Origin of the sequence: Rhodococcus sp. 05-2254-5 (assembly GCF_002258575.1) — a bacterium.
Taxonomy (GTDB): Bacteria; Actinomycetota; Actinomycetes; order Mycobacteriales; family Mycobacteriaceae; genus Rhodococcoides; species Rhodococcoides fascians.
Map to the genome: position 1 here is coordinate 1 of NZ_NOZG01000029.1, position 14,307 is coordinate 14,307.

The following is a 14,307-nucleotide window of genomic DNA, read 5'->3' on the forward strand; positions in this document are numbered from 1 at the left end:
GAACAGTTCGTTGCGGTCGGTGTCCTCAGGGGGCGGCTTGTCGCTGCCGTAGGTGTCTTCGAGTTTGGTGATCGCTTCACGGATCTTGTCGGTGCGTGCCCCAGGCCCGGTGGCGGCGGTGATCATCGCGGTGCGGGCGATATCGCGACCCTCTTGGGGGAGGTTCTTCGGTGGTGCTTCGGCGAAGGTGAGAATCAGGGCGGCGTGGTCGACGGTCATGCTGCCGGTGTTCACTGCGTCGGCGATGTCGGGGAAGTTCTTCAACCCGCGAGCGAGGGCCACGATCTTGTTGGCTTTGCTCGGGGTGAGGAGGGTGGTGGAGGTCAGCCACCCTGCGGGTCCGGGGAAGCCGAGCTTCTCCCTGCTCACGCGGGTGTCGATGTCGGCGACGAGGGCGATGCGGCGTGCTTCGAGCAGTTGGATCTTGTGGGAGACCGCAGCGGCGTCGGCGAGAAGTTCACTCTCGCTCAGTTGCCAGATCTCCGTGGTCATAGGAAGAAGTGTATCGAACGTGCGTTCGATAGGCAATGATGGTGCAATCGAAAACTATTGCTGTGCATAAGGATTCGCGAACCGGAACCTGTCGGTAGCCCATGGTAAGAGAAATGCCTAGAGCACGACGGTCCCCTGGTGATACAGAATCGTCCACTCCCCTGCCCGTCGCTGCCAGAGTGTCGCTCGCCGGGTGCGTCTGTCCATCTGCAGCAGCGAGTACGTCAACAGATACGTGTCCGAGGCGATCTCACGGACCTCGAATTCACTGGCTTCCCAGTCGATATCGCGGTCGCCGAACGGGTCCTCCCGATAGCGCTTTTCGAGAACGGCCCACACCTCGTCACGGTCGTATCGGGTACCGGACGCACCGACCTCCCAGAAATCGACATCGGTCAGACGATCGAAATCTTCACGCGTGATGCCGTACTCACGGCGGTGGAAAATGGGTTCACGCCGTTCGAGCTCCGCGAGCACGGATCGCACGTCGACCACCGGTCTGCCTGCGGCAGCGTCAGCCGATGGTTCCGAGCGAAGCCAGTGTCTTGACCACGGCGCGCGCGGCCTCGGCACCCTTGGTTTCGAGGTGCGCGGTGAAGAAGGCGTTGTGATCGGCGTGTTCGTGGAAGTGATGAGGAGTCAGAACCACCGAGAACACGGGGACGTCGGTGTCGAGCTGCACCCGCATCAGCCCGTCGATCACCGCCGTTTCGACGAAGTCGTGTCGGTAGATTCCGCCGTCCACGACGAGCGCTGCGGCGACGATCGCCGCATACTTTCCGGTTCTGGCGAGCCGCTGCGCGTGCAGCGGGATCTCGAATGCTCCGGGCACCTCGAAGACGTCGACCGCGGTGTCGGCATGGCCCAACTGCTCGAGTTCGGCGGAGAAACCCACCCGCGCACGATCGACGATGTCCAGGTGCCAGGCGGCATGGACGAAGGCAATGGATCCGGCCAGTGGAGTGGTCATGGATGCGATGCTAGCGGTATCGCTCGTCGAGCAAGTCGAGTGTTGCGCCATCGAATTCGCCGGAGAAATACTTCTGCAACACTTCGACGAAAACGGACTGTCCCTTGGTAGCTTCGGCGAAAAGCGTCATGGACGAGTGCAGCTTCAGATTGTCCGGGTAACCGAAGATCTCGTCGACCGTGCTGCCCTCGACCGCAAGAGTGAGCTGCGCGGCTTTCTTCAGGCGTGGCCCGAGAACTTCGTGGGACAGGTACAGCTCGGCCTCGGTCAGGTCTGCGATGCCGAAGTGCTGAGCGGTGGCACTGCGGCCCAGGCCGGCCAACTGCGGAAACACGAACCACATCCAGTGAGTCTGTTTCCGGCCTGCCTTCAACTCCTTGACCACGACGTTCCAGACGGGATCCTGGGCGTCGACGAAGCGTTGCAGGTCGTATTCGGTCATACCGACAACTTAGCGACACAGGAGTGGAGCCTGCGGAACGACCCGATGGCAAGAGTGGAGCCTGCGGAACGACCCGGTCAGGTGAATCCGCGGAGCAGGGTGTCGACCGTGGCGTCGAGCAGGTCATCGGCAGGCATGCCGTCGAGGAGGTCGCCGGCGGCGAGCACGGCGAGTCCGTGGACGCTCGCGAACGCGACGCGGGCGAGGACGGCAGGCGATGCTTCGGTGATGACTCCCGCGTCCATCGCAGCGTGCAGCAAGGATTCCGTCGCCGCCATGCTTTCGTGCGCAACGTCTTTGAGTTGTTCGCTGGCCTCGGGGTGATGCTTGGTGCTGTACATGACGTCCAAGAGCTGCGGGTGTTCGACTGCAAAACCCAGGTAGGCGCGGGCGACACCACGAAACTTGGCCAGCAGCTCTCCCGGCCCGGTGGCCGCGTCGACCATTCGGCGATTCATTTCCTGAAAGCCGTGCAGCGCCAACGCATCCAGCAGTGCTTGCTTGTCGCGGAAGTGGCGCGCGGGGGCTGCGTGACTGACACCCACGTCTCGGGCCAACTGCCGCAGCGACAGCGCATCTACGCCGTCGCTGGCGATGCTCCGCTCGGCCTCCTCCAGGAGCACCGCGCGCAGATCACCGTGGTGGTAGCGCTCCGTTGCCATGGACTCACCCTAGGCGATGTTGGCGTTGACAACAATGATGACAGTGCCTACATTTGCTCGCGTGACATCCACAGCACTCATCACCGGGGCGAGCTCCGGCCTCGGCGAGGAATTCGCCCATCGCTTTGCCGCACGCGGCGAAAACGTCGTCCTCGTGGCACGACGGGCGGACCGACTCGAGACACTTGCCCGCCGCATCGAAGCAGACCACGGCGTCACTGCGACCGCCGTCGCCATGGACCTGGGCGTACCGGGCATCGGCGAGTCACTACGAAAGAACTTGGCCGACAAAGGGATAACACCCACGACGCTGATCAACAATGCAGGATTCGGGACCCACGGGCGCTTTCGCGACGAGGATCCGGCGCGGGTGGCGTCGGAAATCGCATTGAACGTCAGCGCGCTGGTGGATCTGACACATGCGTTTCTGCCGAATCTGACCGGAGCGTTGATCAACATCGCGAGTACCGCTGCGTACCAGCCCACTCCGAACATGGCGGTATACGGGGCGACGAAGGCGTTCGTACTGAACTTCACCGAGGCGCTCGCCTACGAGTACCGCACGTCACCACTGAAGATCCTCGCTCTCTCCCCCGGCCCGACGCGCACCGAGTTCTTCGACGTCGTCGGATCCGAGGATGCCGCAGTGGGCAACTTCCAGACCTCCGAGCAGGTGGTCTCGACGGCCATGCGCGCCTTGGACTCTCGCCGTACCCCTGCCAGCGTCGTGTCCGGTCTGTCCAACAAGATCAGCGCCGGCAGTGTGCGTCTCGCGCCACGATCGTTGGCCGCGATAATCAGCGGTCGCCTACTGAAGGCCTGACCCCTAACCCCGCGGTCGACGCGAATCGATCACTCCCGTGTCGAATCCGGCCAAGTGCAGTCCGCCGTGGAAGCGGGCGTGTTCGATCTTGAGGCACCGGTCCATGACGACGTTCAGTCCCGCCGCCTCGGCGTCGTGGGCCACCTGCTCGTGCCACAACCCGAGCTGCAACCAGATCGTCTTCGCCTGCGCAGCAATGGTTTCGCTCAACACCTCCGGGAGATCGTCGTACTTGCGAAAGACGTCGACCAGGTCCGGACTCTTCGGTAGATCCGAGAGAGTCGGATAGACGGTCGTTCCTTCGATGTCCGAGACCGTCGGATTGACGAGAAATATTTCGTAGTTGCTTGTCGAGGACAGATACCGATTGACGAAATAGCTTGCTCGCGACGGGTTCTTGGACGCACCGACGATCGCGACGGTTTTCGTCTCACGCAAGATCCGCTGACGGTCCTGAGCGGAGGGTCCCTGCCAGGTTCGTTCGCTCATGACCGCGCCTTCCCGGTTGCCAGCGTCAAGGCCTGATCGAGATCCCACAGCAGGTCCTCACCGTCTTCGAGGCCGACACTGATCCGAATGAGTTCGGGCCCCACCCCCGCGCCGGCCAGTTGATCATCGCTGAGCTGTCGGTGGGTGGTGCTGGCCGGGTGGATGACCAGGGTGCGTACGTCGCCGATGTTCGCGACGTGACTGGCCACCTGGACGCTCTCGACGAACGTTCGGCCGGCGTCGCGACCACCTTCGATGCCGAATGCGAACACCGCGCCCGGACCCGAGGGCAGATATTTCGCGGCGCGGTCGTGGTGCGAATGACTCTGCAATCCAGCCCATCTCACGTACTCGATGCGTGGGTCCGACTCGAGCCACTCGGCGACGACGCGCGCATTGGCCACGTGCGCGTCCATGCGCTGCGGCAACGTCTCGACGCCCTGGATCAGCGTGAAGGCAGAGTGCGGAGCCAGTGCTGCACCGATGTCGCGCAGTTGCTCACTGCGCAATTTGGTGAGAAATCCGTACTCCCCGAAGTTGCCCCACCACGACAGGCCCCCGTACGAGGCCACCGGCTCGGTCATCTGCGGGAACTTGCCTCGGCCCCAATCGAATCGACCGGACTCCACCACGACGCCGCCGAGCGTGGAGCCGTGACCGCCGAGAAACTTCGTTGCCGAGTGAATGACGATGTCGGCTCCGAACTCGATCGGCCGGCTCAACCACGGTGTCGCCATCGTCGCGTCGACCACCAGCGGGATCCCATGATCGTGCGCGACCGCGGCGAGACCCTCGAGATCGGCGATCTCACCGGAGGGGTTACCGATGACCTCCGCGTAAATCAACTTGGTCGAATCTGTTACCGCCGCCGCATAATCGGCCGGGTCCGTGCCGGGAACGAAGGTGGTCTCGACGCCGAAGCGCCGCAGTGTGACGTCGAGTTGCGTCACGGTTCCGCCGTAGAGTCCGGCTGCCGCGACGATGTGATCACCGGTGCCGGCCAGCGCGGCGAACACCGCGAACTCGGCCGCGAGCCCGCTGGCGAACGCGACCGCCCCGATGCCGCCTTCGAGGCTCGCGATGCGCTCCTCGAAGGCGGCGACCGTCGGGTTACCGATGCGGCTGTAGACGTTGCCGTACTTCTGCAGAGCGAACAGATCCCCTGCGTCAGCAGAATCCTCGAACACGTAGCTCGCCGTTTGATAGATCGGCACCGCACGCGAACCGGTTGCCGAGTCGGGCCGCGCGCCGGCGTGAATTGCTCTGGTACGCAGGCCGAATGTTCGCTCGCTCATGACGTCAGGCCGTTTCGAGGACGGTGTGGATCGGCGTGGGGTTACGCGTGAGATCCAGTACCGGGCAGTGATCGTCCACGGCCTGCTGCAATTCCTCGTACCGCTCACGGGTCTCGGGCCCGGTGACCGTCACGACGACGCGCACCTCACCGAATCCCGGCCGCACGTCGTCGTCGAAACCGAAGAAGCCACGTACGTCGAGGTCGCCCTCGGCCTTCGCCTTGATGTCGTCGACGACGATACCGAGCTTCTCGGCCCAGACGCGGTACGTGACCACCTGGCAGGACAGCAGCGACGCGAGGTAGTACTCCACGGGATTGGCGGCCGTGTTCTCTCCGCCGAGGGCCGGCGGCTCGTCGACCTCGACGCTGAACTTGCCGAGTGTGACGGTGCTGGCGACGGCATCGTGCGCGGTGACGGAGGCACGGAATACAGCGTGAGCGTTCTTCGCGTCCGCGCGTACTGCGTCGTCGGTGGCAGCGATGACGCCACCGAGATGGGAGACAGATGTGGTCATGAGTGATCCTGTTCGTCGAAAAAGGTTGCCGGAACGACCCGAGGAGCGTGCGGAGCTCGTCGGGGCTGGGTTCGATCGACAGTTACGAACAGGAAGAAGTGCAGACCAGGCACAGATCGATGGTGCGACGACGCACGAGCCTTCTGCCCGCGTCGGTCACATGTGTCTCGGTCACGGTGCCGACAATAGCCTAAGAGAACTGGTCTGCGCCGACGTCGGTTTCGTCGTCGGTGATCGCGGCGACGATCCGTGCTGCCACTGCCTCCGGCGTCAGGCCCTGCGGCAGTTTCGGTGCCTGCCCTGCGATCGGCCGCGTTGCCAGCCCCGTCTCGGTGTGCGGAGGCCGTACGTCGACGATACGGATCTTCGACTTCCGCGCTTCTGTGCGAACACTTTTCACCAGAGCACTCGCCGCGGCCTTGCTCGCCGAGTAAGCACCCATGTTGGGCATCGGCTTGTCTGCGACCACCGCACTGATGTTCAGTACGAATCCACCCTGATCCAGAGTGGTCAGCGCTTCACGCATGATGCGCAGCGGTGCCAGGTAGTTGAGCAACAGCAGCTCGTCGACGGTGTCGTCGTCCACCTCGGCGACCGAACCGAAGGCCACCACACCCGCCGCGATCACGATCCCGTCGAGACCGCCGTGGTGTTCGACGGCCTCCGCGACTACCGATCGAGCCGAATCCGGCAGCGTCAGATCGGCATTCACCGTGTGATGCTCCGCGGACTCGAGGCTGCGTCCGCTGATGGTAAGCCGCGCGCCGGCCTGGGCGAGTTGCTCGACGATCGGACCGCCGAGCCCGCCACTGGCACCGAATACGAGAATGCGTGCGCCGTCGAGGTTCATGACTCGAAGCTAGCGCGTTGCACCCGACCCGCGCTCACAACGCGGAGTCAGCCGAGGAGCTTCTTCTGCACCTTGCCCATGGCATTGCGCGGCAGCGAGTCGACGACGCGAATCTCCCGGGGGCGCTTGTGGATCGACAATTCGGTGGCCACCAGGTCGATGAGCACTCGGTCCTCGACCTCGGTACCGACGACGAACGCCACGATGCGTTGACCCAGATCGTCGTCGGGCAGGCCGACGACAGCTACTTCGTCCACGCTCGGGTGGCCCAGCAACACCGTCTCGATCTCCCCCGCGCCGACGCGATAGCCGCCGGACTTGATCAGGTCGGTCGAGGCTCGCCCGACGATGCGGTGGAACCCGTCTGGCTCGATGAGCGCGACGTCCCCGGTGTCGAACCACCCGTCCTCGGTGTAGGTCTTCGCCGTCGCCTCGGGGTTGTTCAGGTAGCCGTCGAACAACATAGGGCAGCGGATCTGCAAGGCACCGATGGATTCGCCGTCGTGCGGCAGGATGTCGCCCTGCTCGCCCAGCAGTCGGGTTTCGACGCCTGCGACGGGCAGTCCCACCGATCCTGGTCGACGTTCACCGTCGGCGCGGGTGCTGATGGTGATGAGGGTTTCGCTCATGCCGTACCGCTCGATCGGAGCCTGACCGGTGAACTCACGCAGCTTCTCGAACACCGGAACCGGGAGCGGCGCACTGCCGGACACCAATAGTCGGGCGTGGGCCAGGGCGCGGGCGGACGTCTCATCCGCGGCGACGCGCGACCATACGGTCGGCACCCCGAAATACAGAGAACCCCGCGCTGCCGCATAGAGCTCGGGAGTCGGTTTGCCGGTGTGGATCAGCGGGCTGCCGACTCGCAGTGGGCCGAGCAACCCGAGAATCAGTCCGTGCACGTGAAACAGCGGAAGACCGTGCACCAGAGTGTCTTTCCACGTCCAGCTCCAGGCCTGCGCCAACGCGTCGAGCCCGGCCGCGATGGCGCTGCGAGAAATCAACACACCTTTCGGTGAGCCGGTGGTGCCGGAGGTGTAGAGCACGAACGCGATCGACGACGGCTGCGGCTCGGGGTAGCTGTGCCACGACCGTGCGTGCTGACGCACCGGCAGAACCGTCAGACCCGCGGTGTCCGGCGGCGCTTCGCCGAGCCACGCCTGCGCACCCGAATCGCGGAGGATGTGCTCACGTTCGGCCGAGCCTGCATCCGGTGGGACGGGAACAACGGTGACGCCGGCAATCAACGCACCGACGACGGCGAGCACCGTTTTCACCGATGGCGTCGCGTGGATGGCGAGCCGATCTGCCCGGCCGATGCGCTCGGCTACGGAAGTCGCCGCTCCCAGGATGTCGGCACGAGAGAGCGAGATGCCGTCGATGGTGACGGCGTCGGGAATATCGTCTCCCCGCGCAACGGCGAGTGGGTTCAGTGAACGAAGCAGCACATGGCTACCGTACAGACATGGACGTGGACGGAATCGACACCGGCGACTACGCCGAGTACATGACGGTCGCCGCCGGTGACCTGCAGGCGGGTGTCTATCTGATCGGAACCGACGCCGAACAGGACGTCGATTCCGAGGACGACCTCGACCTGGACCTCGAGGACGAGGACTCCGACGACGAGGACATCGACCTCGCGCACGTCAGTGACGGAGCGCCGCGACTGGTCTACTCGGTGCAGTCCGACGATTTCTGGACGCGAGTGGAGTTGGCCGACCTCCGAGCGACTCAGCTCTACGAGGAGGCGCACGCGCGCAACCCCGAGGTCAACGCCGAACCGAAGCGGTTCACCACCGTCGAAGCCTTCGGCAGCAACGAATTGGTCTACATCCTGCGCATCAGGCGCGGCGGATGGGACGTCGGCGAGCCGGGTCTCGACTGACGGTCCACCGCAACTAGGCCGAGGACGCCACCGTTCCGATTCCGAGGGCGACGAGGAATCCAGCGCTGATGCGGTCCAGCCAGTCGGTCACGGCCGGTTTACGCAGCAGCGTCACAGCGCGTGAGGCGAGAACGGAGAACACTCCCATCACCACGGCAGCGACAACCACCTCGACCAGACCGAGCGTCATGGCACCGGTGAACGTGACGACGGTGAGGAACTGCGGTACCACCGCGAGGTAGAACAGTCCGACCTTCGGGTTGAGCGCGCACGAGAGAACTCCGGCACCGAACGCCGACCACGCGGACGCAGCGACAGGCAGGAGCGGCTCGCCGTCCACCTTGTTCTTACGTCGCGCCCGGAAAGCCTTCACGCCCAGATACAGCAGGTACAACCCACCGAGAACTTTGACGACGCGGTATGCCGTCGCGGATTGCTCGACGATCGCCGCCAACCCGACGGCCACCAGCACGGCCCAGAACAGTCCGCCGATCGCGACACCCATCGCCGCAGCGACGCCTGGCTTGAGGCCGCCGATGCTGTAGCGGAGCACCAGAAACGAATCCGGCCCGGGCAGAATCGCCAGCAGAAAGCACACACCGGCGAAGCTGAGCAGCAGGCTGAGGGTCATGGGTACATGAGAACACCCGATCCGAGCAGGGGCCAACTGAGCTCAGTGTCCACTATTCGTATCGAGAACCGGGATCCCGTCGATCGGGCCGAATAGTGGACACTCAGCGCACCTCGAGCTCACACACGTCAGCGGGGCCGAAGCCAACTGAGGTGAGTGTCCACAATTCGCATCGAGAAGCGGGATCCCGTCAGCGGAGGGAAATAGCGGACGCTCAGCGCACTACAACACTCAGCGCACTGAAACACTCAGCGCACCACGAAGCTCGGCTAACCGCGCAGGCGAGCCGCCGCAGCCTCGATGCGTTCGTCCGTCGCAGTCAGTGCGATGCGGACGTGTTTGCCACCGTTCGGTCCGTAGAACTCTCCCGGTGCGGCGAGGATGCCGCGTTCGGCGAGCCAGTCGACGGTGTCGCGGCACGGCTCGTCGCGGGTGGCCCACAGGTAGAGCCCGGCCTCCGAGTGGTCGACGCGGAAGCCGGCTGCCTCGACGGCAGACTTCAAAGTCGTTCGCCGGGCGCGGTATCGCTCTCGCTGGATGTTCTCGTGCTCGTCGTCGGCCAGAGCCGCGGTCATGGCGGCCTGAATGGGGAGCGGCACCATCATCCCTGCGTGCTTGCGAACCTCGAGCAATTCGGCGATCAGGGAAGCGTCGCCGGTGACGAAACCGGCGCGGTAGCTGGCCAGATTCGAGGTCTTCGAAAGTGAGTGCACAGCAAGCAGATTGGTGTGATCGCCGTCGCAGACGCGCGGGTCGAGAACCGAGACGGCGTCGGCTTCCCAGGTCAGCCCCAGGTAGCACTCGTCGGAGACGACGATGGCGTCGCGCTCGCGGGCCCACTCGACGACCTTGCGCAGGTGCTCGACTCCGAGCACCTTGCCGGTCGGGTTCGACGGCGAGTTGACGAAGATCAGCGAGGCGCGTTCGGGGCCGAGACGATTCAGTCCGTCTGCACGAAGAATTCGTGCACCGGCGAACAGCGCACCCACTTCGTATGTGGGATACGCCAATTCGGGGATGACGACAAGATCATCGGCACCCAGACCCAGCAGACTCGGCAACCAGGCGATCATTTCCTTGGTACCGATGGCCGGAAGCACTGCGTCGGTCGAGATACCGGTGATCGAGTAGCGACGTTCGAGCGACGCCACCGCGGCCTCCCGCAGCGCGGCGGTACCGACGGTCGTCGGGTAACCGGGCTCGTCGGCCACCGAGTTCAACGCGACCCGAATCACCTCGGCGACCGGGTCGACGGGCGTGCCGACCGACAGATTCACGATGCCGTCCGGGTGCGCCGACGCCTTCTCCTTGGCAGCGGTCAGCGAGTCCCACGGAAAGTCGGGCAGCGTCGCTGCCACCGCTCTGCGTGCCAAGGCGTCAGTTCTCGCCCATGGGAGGCAGAGCCTTGATGAACGGTGGGTCGTAGTCGGTCTTGCCGAGTTTCGCTGCGCCACCCGGAGATCCGAGATCGTCGAAGAAATCGACGTTGGCGCTGACGTATGCACTCCACTGCTCGGGCACGTCGTCTTCGTAGAAGATGGCCTCGACGGGGCACACGGGTTCGCAGGCTCCGCAGTCGACGCATTCGTCGGGGTGGATGTACAGCATTCGGTTACCCTCGTAGATGCAATCCACCGGGCACTCTTCGATGCACGCTTTGTCCAGTACATCTACGCACGGTTCTGCAATCGAGTAGGTCACTGCTGCTCTCCCCTCCTTGTATAGATCGTGGGCGCTCTCGCGCCCTCAGCATCCTAGTATCGCGGTCCGAACCTGGGGCAATCCGACCAGGGTGACCTCACCTGCTCCGGCCTGCTATCGCCGGAGCTGCTTCGCGGGCTGGGCCACCGAAGCCGACGCCGTCTTGTGGTCGGCGAGCCACTTGCGTCCCTGCTTGGCAGCGCGCGACAGTGCGCCCCGCTCACCGAGATATCCGGCGACGCCACCGACGAGCGGGATGGCTCCGAGTACCCGATAGAACCCGCGTGGATGCGGGCGCTTCTCCAACTCGCCTGCCACGTCACGCAGCACGTTGGCGATCTGCCACATTCCGCGCAGCAGTGCGAACGGGCCGGATTTCGGCGATTCTTCCTTCTTCGCAGGAGCACTGTCGGCCAAGGATGTCAGGTCACGCTTGCACAGCACCGACCCGAGCAGCGCCACGTGCGTCTCGCGGTCGGTCACTCCGGATTCGCGAGCCACGGCGACGAGCACCATCGCCTGGTTGGCGAACCCGAGCAGATCCTGGATCGGCAAACGGTTGACCAGGATGCCGAAGACGCCGGGGAAGGCGACGGCGACAGTGTTGAGAGCTCCGATGCGATTGACCCACCACTGCGAACGAGCATCACTGTCGAGCTTCTCCCAGCCGGCGGTACCCGGGAAGTCGGTGGTGTCGAACGCCTTGGCCAGGAAGTCGATGACGTTGTCGAGGGTCGAATCGTCCGCGGAGGACTCGCGGAACGTCCGTCCTTTCAGTCCGATCGGGTCACGCGTGGCCAGGATGTCGAGCACGGGATGAATGATGGCGACGGCACTGCTCAGTACCGCGGCGACTCGACGGTCGTCCATGTCGGGCAAACTCCGTTTCGGGTAAAGACCTGTAGGTCAGATCAGGCCGGCGACCGACACCGCCGGTGCCGGGCCGTACGTGGTGGTGCGCTGACGAACCGGTCGTCCGATGCCGTCGGCGATCTCGTGCAGTTCCGCGACGGTCTTCTCCGAACCGTTCTGCGAACCCGCCATGCGCGAGATCGTCTCTTCCATCAGGGTCCCGCCCAGATCGTTCGCGCCTCCGTTCAGCATCGCCTGTGTACCCGTGATTCCCAATTTCACCCATGAGGTCTGAATGTTGTCGATACGGCCGTGCAGCATGATCCTGGCCAGAGCATGCACCGCGCGGTTGTCCCGATTGGTCGGGCCGGGCCGCGAGGCACCCGCCAGATACAGCGGCGACGACTGGTGCACGAACGGCAGCGGCACGAACTCGGTAAACCCGCCCGTCTTGTCCTGGATCTTCTTGAGCACGTTCAGATGCCCGACCCAGTGCGAGGGATTGTCGACGTGGCCGTACATCATCGTCGAGCTCGATCGCAGGCCCACCTCGTGCGCGGTGGTGATCACTTCGATCCATTCGGCTGCGGGCAGCTTGCCCTTGGTGAGCACCCACCGCACCTCGTCGTCGAGAATCTCTGCGGCGGTACCCGGAATCGAGTCCAGGCCGGCGGCCCGCAGCTCGGTGAGCCACTCGCGGATCGACTGGCCGCCGCGGGAGGCCCCGTTGACGATCTCCATCGGCGAGAACGCGTGCACGTGCATCGACGGCACTTTCGCCTTGACCGCACGGACCAGATCGGCGTAGCCCGTCACCGGCAGCTCCGGGTCGATGCCGCCCTGCATGCACACCTCGGTGGCACCGACCACGTGCGCTTCCCACGCACGGTCGGCCACTTCGGCAGTGGACAGCGTGAACGCGTCCGCGTCACCCTTGCGCTGGGCGAACGCGCAGAAACGGCATCCGGTGTAGCAGATGTTGGTGAAGTTGATGTTCCGGTTCACCACGTAGGTGACGGTGTCCCCGTTGACCTGCTTGCGCAGATCGTCGGCCAGCGCAGCGACGGCGTCCATGCCGGGGCCCTCGGCCGTCGCCAGTGCGAGGTACTGCTCGTCCGACAGACCGGCCGGGTCCTTCTCCGCTGCTGTCAATGCCGACACCAGGTCGCGGTCGACTCGTTCGAGACCGGCCAGGTCGCGCACCTGCTCACGAATGGAATCCCAGTCGCCGAACGCATTCGCCAGATCCGAGCGGGTCTCGGTGTTGCGGCCCTCGGTGTCGATCTCGGTGTTCAGATCCACCCGTCCCGAGGACTCCCATTCCTCGTCCGGCTCCTGCCACGGCAGACCCGTCGGGTTCACGCCCTCGCGTGCCATCCCGGTCTCCGGGTCGGCCAACGCCCGCACGTGTGCCGAGATCCGCGGGTCGATCCACGGTGCACCGGCCAACACGTACTGCGGCTGCGCGGCAGTGCGCTCCACGAGCGTGTAACCGGCGGCCGCCGACAACTCGGCAAGAGTGTCGAGGTTCGGCCACGGCCGCTCGGGATTGACGTGGTCGGGAGTCAGCGGCGAGACACCGCCCCAATCGTCGACGCCTGCGCCGAGCAACGCGGCGGTCTCCTCCGCTGCGACGAGGTTCGGCGGGGCCTGAATTCGCATCGACGGACCGACCACCATGCGCGTCACCGCGATGGTCGCCAGGAATTCTTCGAGACCGGCGTCGGGCACGGAACGCATCGCGGTATCGGACTTGGCCAGGAAGTTCTGCACGATGATCTCTTGGACATGGCCGAAAGACTTGTGCACCTTACGAATTGCCATGATGGACTCGGCCCTGTCCCGCAACGTCTCACCGATGCCGACGAGGATGCCCGTCGTGAAGGGAATGTTGAGCCGGCCCGCGTCGGTCAGTGTGCGCAGCCGAACCTCGGGATCCTTGTCGGGACTGCCGTAATGCGCCTGCCCCTTCTCCTCGAACAGCCGACGCGAGGTGGTCTCGAGCATCATGCCCATTGAGGGGGCCACCGGCTTGAGGCGCGAGAGTTCCTGCCACGACATCACTCCGGGATTGAGGTGCGGCAGCAGGCCGGTCTCTTCGAGCACCCTGATCGACATCGCGCGCACGTAGTCCAGAGTCGAGTCGTAGCCGCGCGAGTCCAGCCACGCCTTGGCCTCGGGCCACCGCTCCTCCGGCCTGTCGCCGAGCGTGAACAGCGCCTCCTTGCAGCCCAACTCGGCGCCCTTCCGGGCGACGTCGATGATCTCGTCGGGATCCATGAACATCCCGTGCCCGGCCGCATTGAGCTTGCCCGGCACCGTGACGAACGTGCAATAGTGGCACTTGTCGCGGCACAACCGAGTGATGGGCACGAACACCTTGCGCGAATACGACACGGTCTTCGGCCGGCCCGCCGACTCCAACCCGGCATCGCGAACCCGGGACGCCGACGTCATCAGATCGGTCAGATCGTCACCGCGAGCGTGCAGCAAGACCGTTGCTTCGTCGACGTTCAGTGACACCCCGTCGCGGGCGCGACGCAGAACGCGGCGCATGGCGGAGGCGGCTGGAGCGGTATCAGGCTGCGAAGTCACCAGTCGATCATGCGCCTTCTTGGTACGCACGTGCCACCCGCGGGTGGGCCTGCGGCCCTTGTGCGCGTTTTGCGTACCTGGAAGGGCACAAAACGCGCAC

The 14,307-nt window shown here is 64.7% G+C and carries 17 protein-coding genes; 2 read left to right on the top strand and 15 right to left on the bottom strand.

Annotated elements, in window-relative coordinates; genetic code table 11:
• The 5 genes from CH278_RS19375 to CH278_RS19395 all read right to left on the bottom strand — a co-directional run.
• Positions 1 to 492, bottom strand: a 492-nt coding sequence (locus CH278_RS19375) for a DUF222 domain-containing protein (protein WP_143536279.1), incomplete at its 3' end; no start/stop codon positions are given.
• A 117-nt stretch (positions 493 to 609) separates the two neighbouring features.
• Positions 610 to 978, bottom strand: coding sequence for a nuclear transport factor 2 family protein (locus tag CH278_RS19380; RefSeq protein ID WP_230591920.1), 369 nt, complete (start codon positions 976 to 978; stop codon positions 610 to 612).
• Positions 979 to 1,006: 28 nt separating this feature from the next.
• Positions 1,007 to 1,462: a 6,7-dimethyl-8-ribityllumazine synthase gene (locus CH278_RS19385; RefSeq protein ID WP_094622649.1), complete on the bottom strand. Its 456-nt coding sequence runs from the start codon at positions 1,460 to 1,462 to the stop codon at positions 1,007 to 1,009.
• Positions 1,463 to 1,472: 10 nt separating this feature from the next.
• Positions 1,473 to 1,904: a DUF1810 domain-containing protein gene (locus tag CH278_RS19390; protein ID WP_032369640.1), complete on the bottom strand. Its 432-nt coding sequence runs from the start codon at positions 1,902 to 1,904 to the stop codon at positions 1,473 to 1,475.
• Positions 1,905 to 1,981: 77 nt separating this feature from the next.
• On the bottom strand, positions 1,982 to 2,566 hold the full coding sequence (locus CH278_RS19395; RefSeq protein ID WP_094622650.1) for a TetR/AcrR family transcriptional regulator: 585 nt from the start codon (positions 2,564 to 2,566) through the stop codon (positions 1,982 to 1,984).
• Between the two features lie 16 nt (positions 2,567 to 2,582).
• On the opposite strand from CH278_RS19395, the gene CH278_RS19400 reads away from it, so the two are divergent.
• Positions 2,583 to 3,389: an SDR family NAD(P)-dependent oxidoreductase gene (locus CH278_RS19400; protein WP_094622651.1), complete on the top strand. Its 807-nt coding sequence runs from the start codon at positions 2,583 to 2,585 to the stop codon at positions 3,387 to 3,389.
• A 3-nt stretch (positions 3,390 to 3,392) separates the two neighbouring features.
• Here CH278_RS19400 and CH278_RS19405 read toward each other — a convergent pair whose 3' ends face one another.
• The 5 genes from CH278_RS19405 to CH278_RS19430 form a co-directional block, all read right to left on the bottom strand.
• Entirely contained in the window at positions 3,393 to 3,878 is a 486-nt protein-coding gene (locus CH278_RS19405) for a CoA-binding protein (protein ID WP_094622652.1), read from the bottom strand.
• On the bottom strand, positions 3,875 to 5,173 hold the full coding sequence (locus CH278_RS19410) for an O-acetylhomoserine aminocarboxypropyltransferase/cysteine synthase family protein (protein ID WP_027498073.1): 1,299 nt from the start codon (positions 5,171 to 5,173) through the stop codon (positions 3,875 to 3,877). Before CH278_RS19410 ends, CH278_RS19405 begins: the two co-directional genes overlap by 4 nt.
• 4 nt (positions 5,174 to 5,177) lie before the next feature.
• Positions 5,178 to 5,690, bottom strand: coding sequence for an OsmC family protein (locus CH278_RS19415; protein ID WP_032365366.1), 513 nt, complete (start codon positions 5,688 to 5,690; stop codon positions 5,178 to 5,180).
• 190 nt (positions 5,691 to 5,880) lie between these two features.
• Positions 5,881 to 6,540 (bottom strand): SDR family NAD(P)-dependent oxidoreductase, encoded by a 660-nt coding sequence (locus tag CH278_RS19425; RefSeq protein WP_032365364.1) that lies wholly within the window; start codon positions 6,538 to 6,540, stop codon positions 5,881 to 5,883.
• Between the two features lie 47 nt (positions 6,541 to 6,587).
• Positions 6,588 to 7,988: an acyl-CoA synthetase gene (locus CH278_RS19430; protein ID WP_179274087.1), complete on the bottom strand. Its 1,401-nt coding sequence runs from the start codon at positions 7,986 to 7,988 to the stop codon at positions 6,588 to 6,590.
• A 17-nt stretch (positions 7,989 to 8,005) separates the two neighbouring features.
• Here CH278_RS19430 and CH278_RS19435 point away from each other — a divergent pair, with 17 nt between their 5' ends.
• A complete protein-coding gene (locus tag CH278_RS19435; RefSeq protein WP_032375457.1) occupies positions 8,006 to 8,428 on the top strand; it encodes a hypothetical protein in 423 nt (140 codons plus the stop codon).
• Between the two features lie 13 nt (positions 8,429 to 8,441).
• On the opposite strand, the gene CH278_RS19440 is transcribed toward CH278_RS19435, so the two are convergent.
• The 5 genes from CH278_RS19440 to CH278_RS19460 all read right to left on the bottom strand — a co-directional run bounded on the left by CH278_RS19440 (position 8,442) and on the right by CH278_RS19460 (position 14,207).
• Positions 8,442 to 9,059 (bottom strand): LysE family translocator, encoded by a 618-nt coding sequence (locus tag CH278_RS19440; RefSeq protein WP_032390332.1) that lies wholly within the window; start codon positions 9,057 to 9,059, stop codon positions 8,442 to 8,444.
• A gap of 269 nt (positions 9,060 to 9,328) precedes the next feature.
• On the bottom strand, positions 9,329 to 10,432 hold the full coding sequence (dapC, locus tag CH278_RS19445; protein WP_094622654.1) for a succinyldiaminopimelate transaminase: 1,104 nt from the start codon (positions 10,430 to 10,432) through the stop codon (positions 9,329 to 9,331).
• Between the two features lie 4 nt (positions 10,433 to 10,436).
• Complete coding sequence (gene fdxA / locus CH278_RS19450; RefSeq protein WP_027498080.1) at positions 10,437 to 10,760, bottom strand: ferredoxin; 324 nt, start codon at positions 10,758 to 10,760, stop codon at positions 10,437 to 10,439.
• Between the two features lie 114 nt (positions 10,761 to 10,874).
• Positions 10,875 to 11,630 (bottom strand): hypothetical protein, encoded by a 756-nt coding sequence (locus CH278_RS19455; RefSeq protein ID WP_094622655.1) that lies wholly within the window; start codon positions 11,628 to 11,630, stop codon positions 10,875 to 10,877.
• A 36-nt stretch (positions 11,631 to 11,666) separates the two neighbouring features.
• Positions 11,667 to 14,207: a bifunctional FO biosynthesis protein CofGH gene (locus CH278_RS19460; RefSeq protein WP_256991900.1), complete on the bottom strand. Its 2,541-nt coding sequence runs from the start codon at positions 14,205 to 14,207 to the stop codon at positions 11,667 to 11,669.
• Positions 14,208 to 14,307 lie beyond the last annotated feature (100 nt).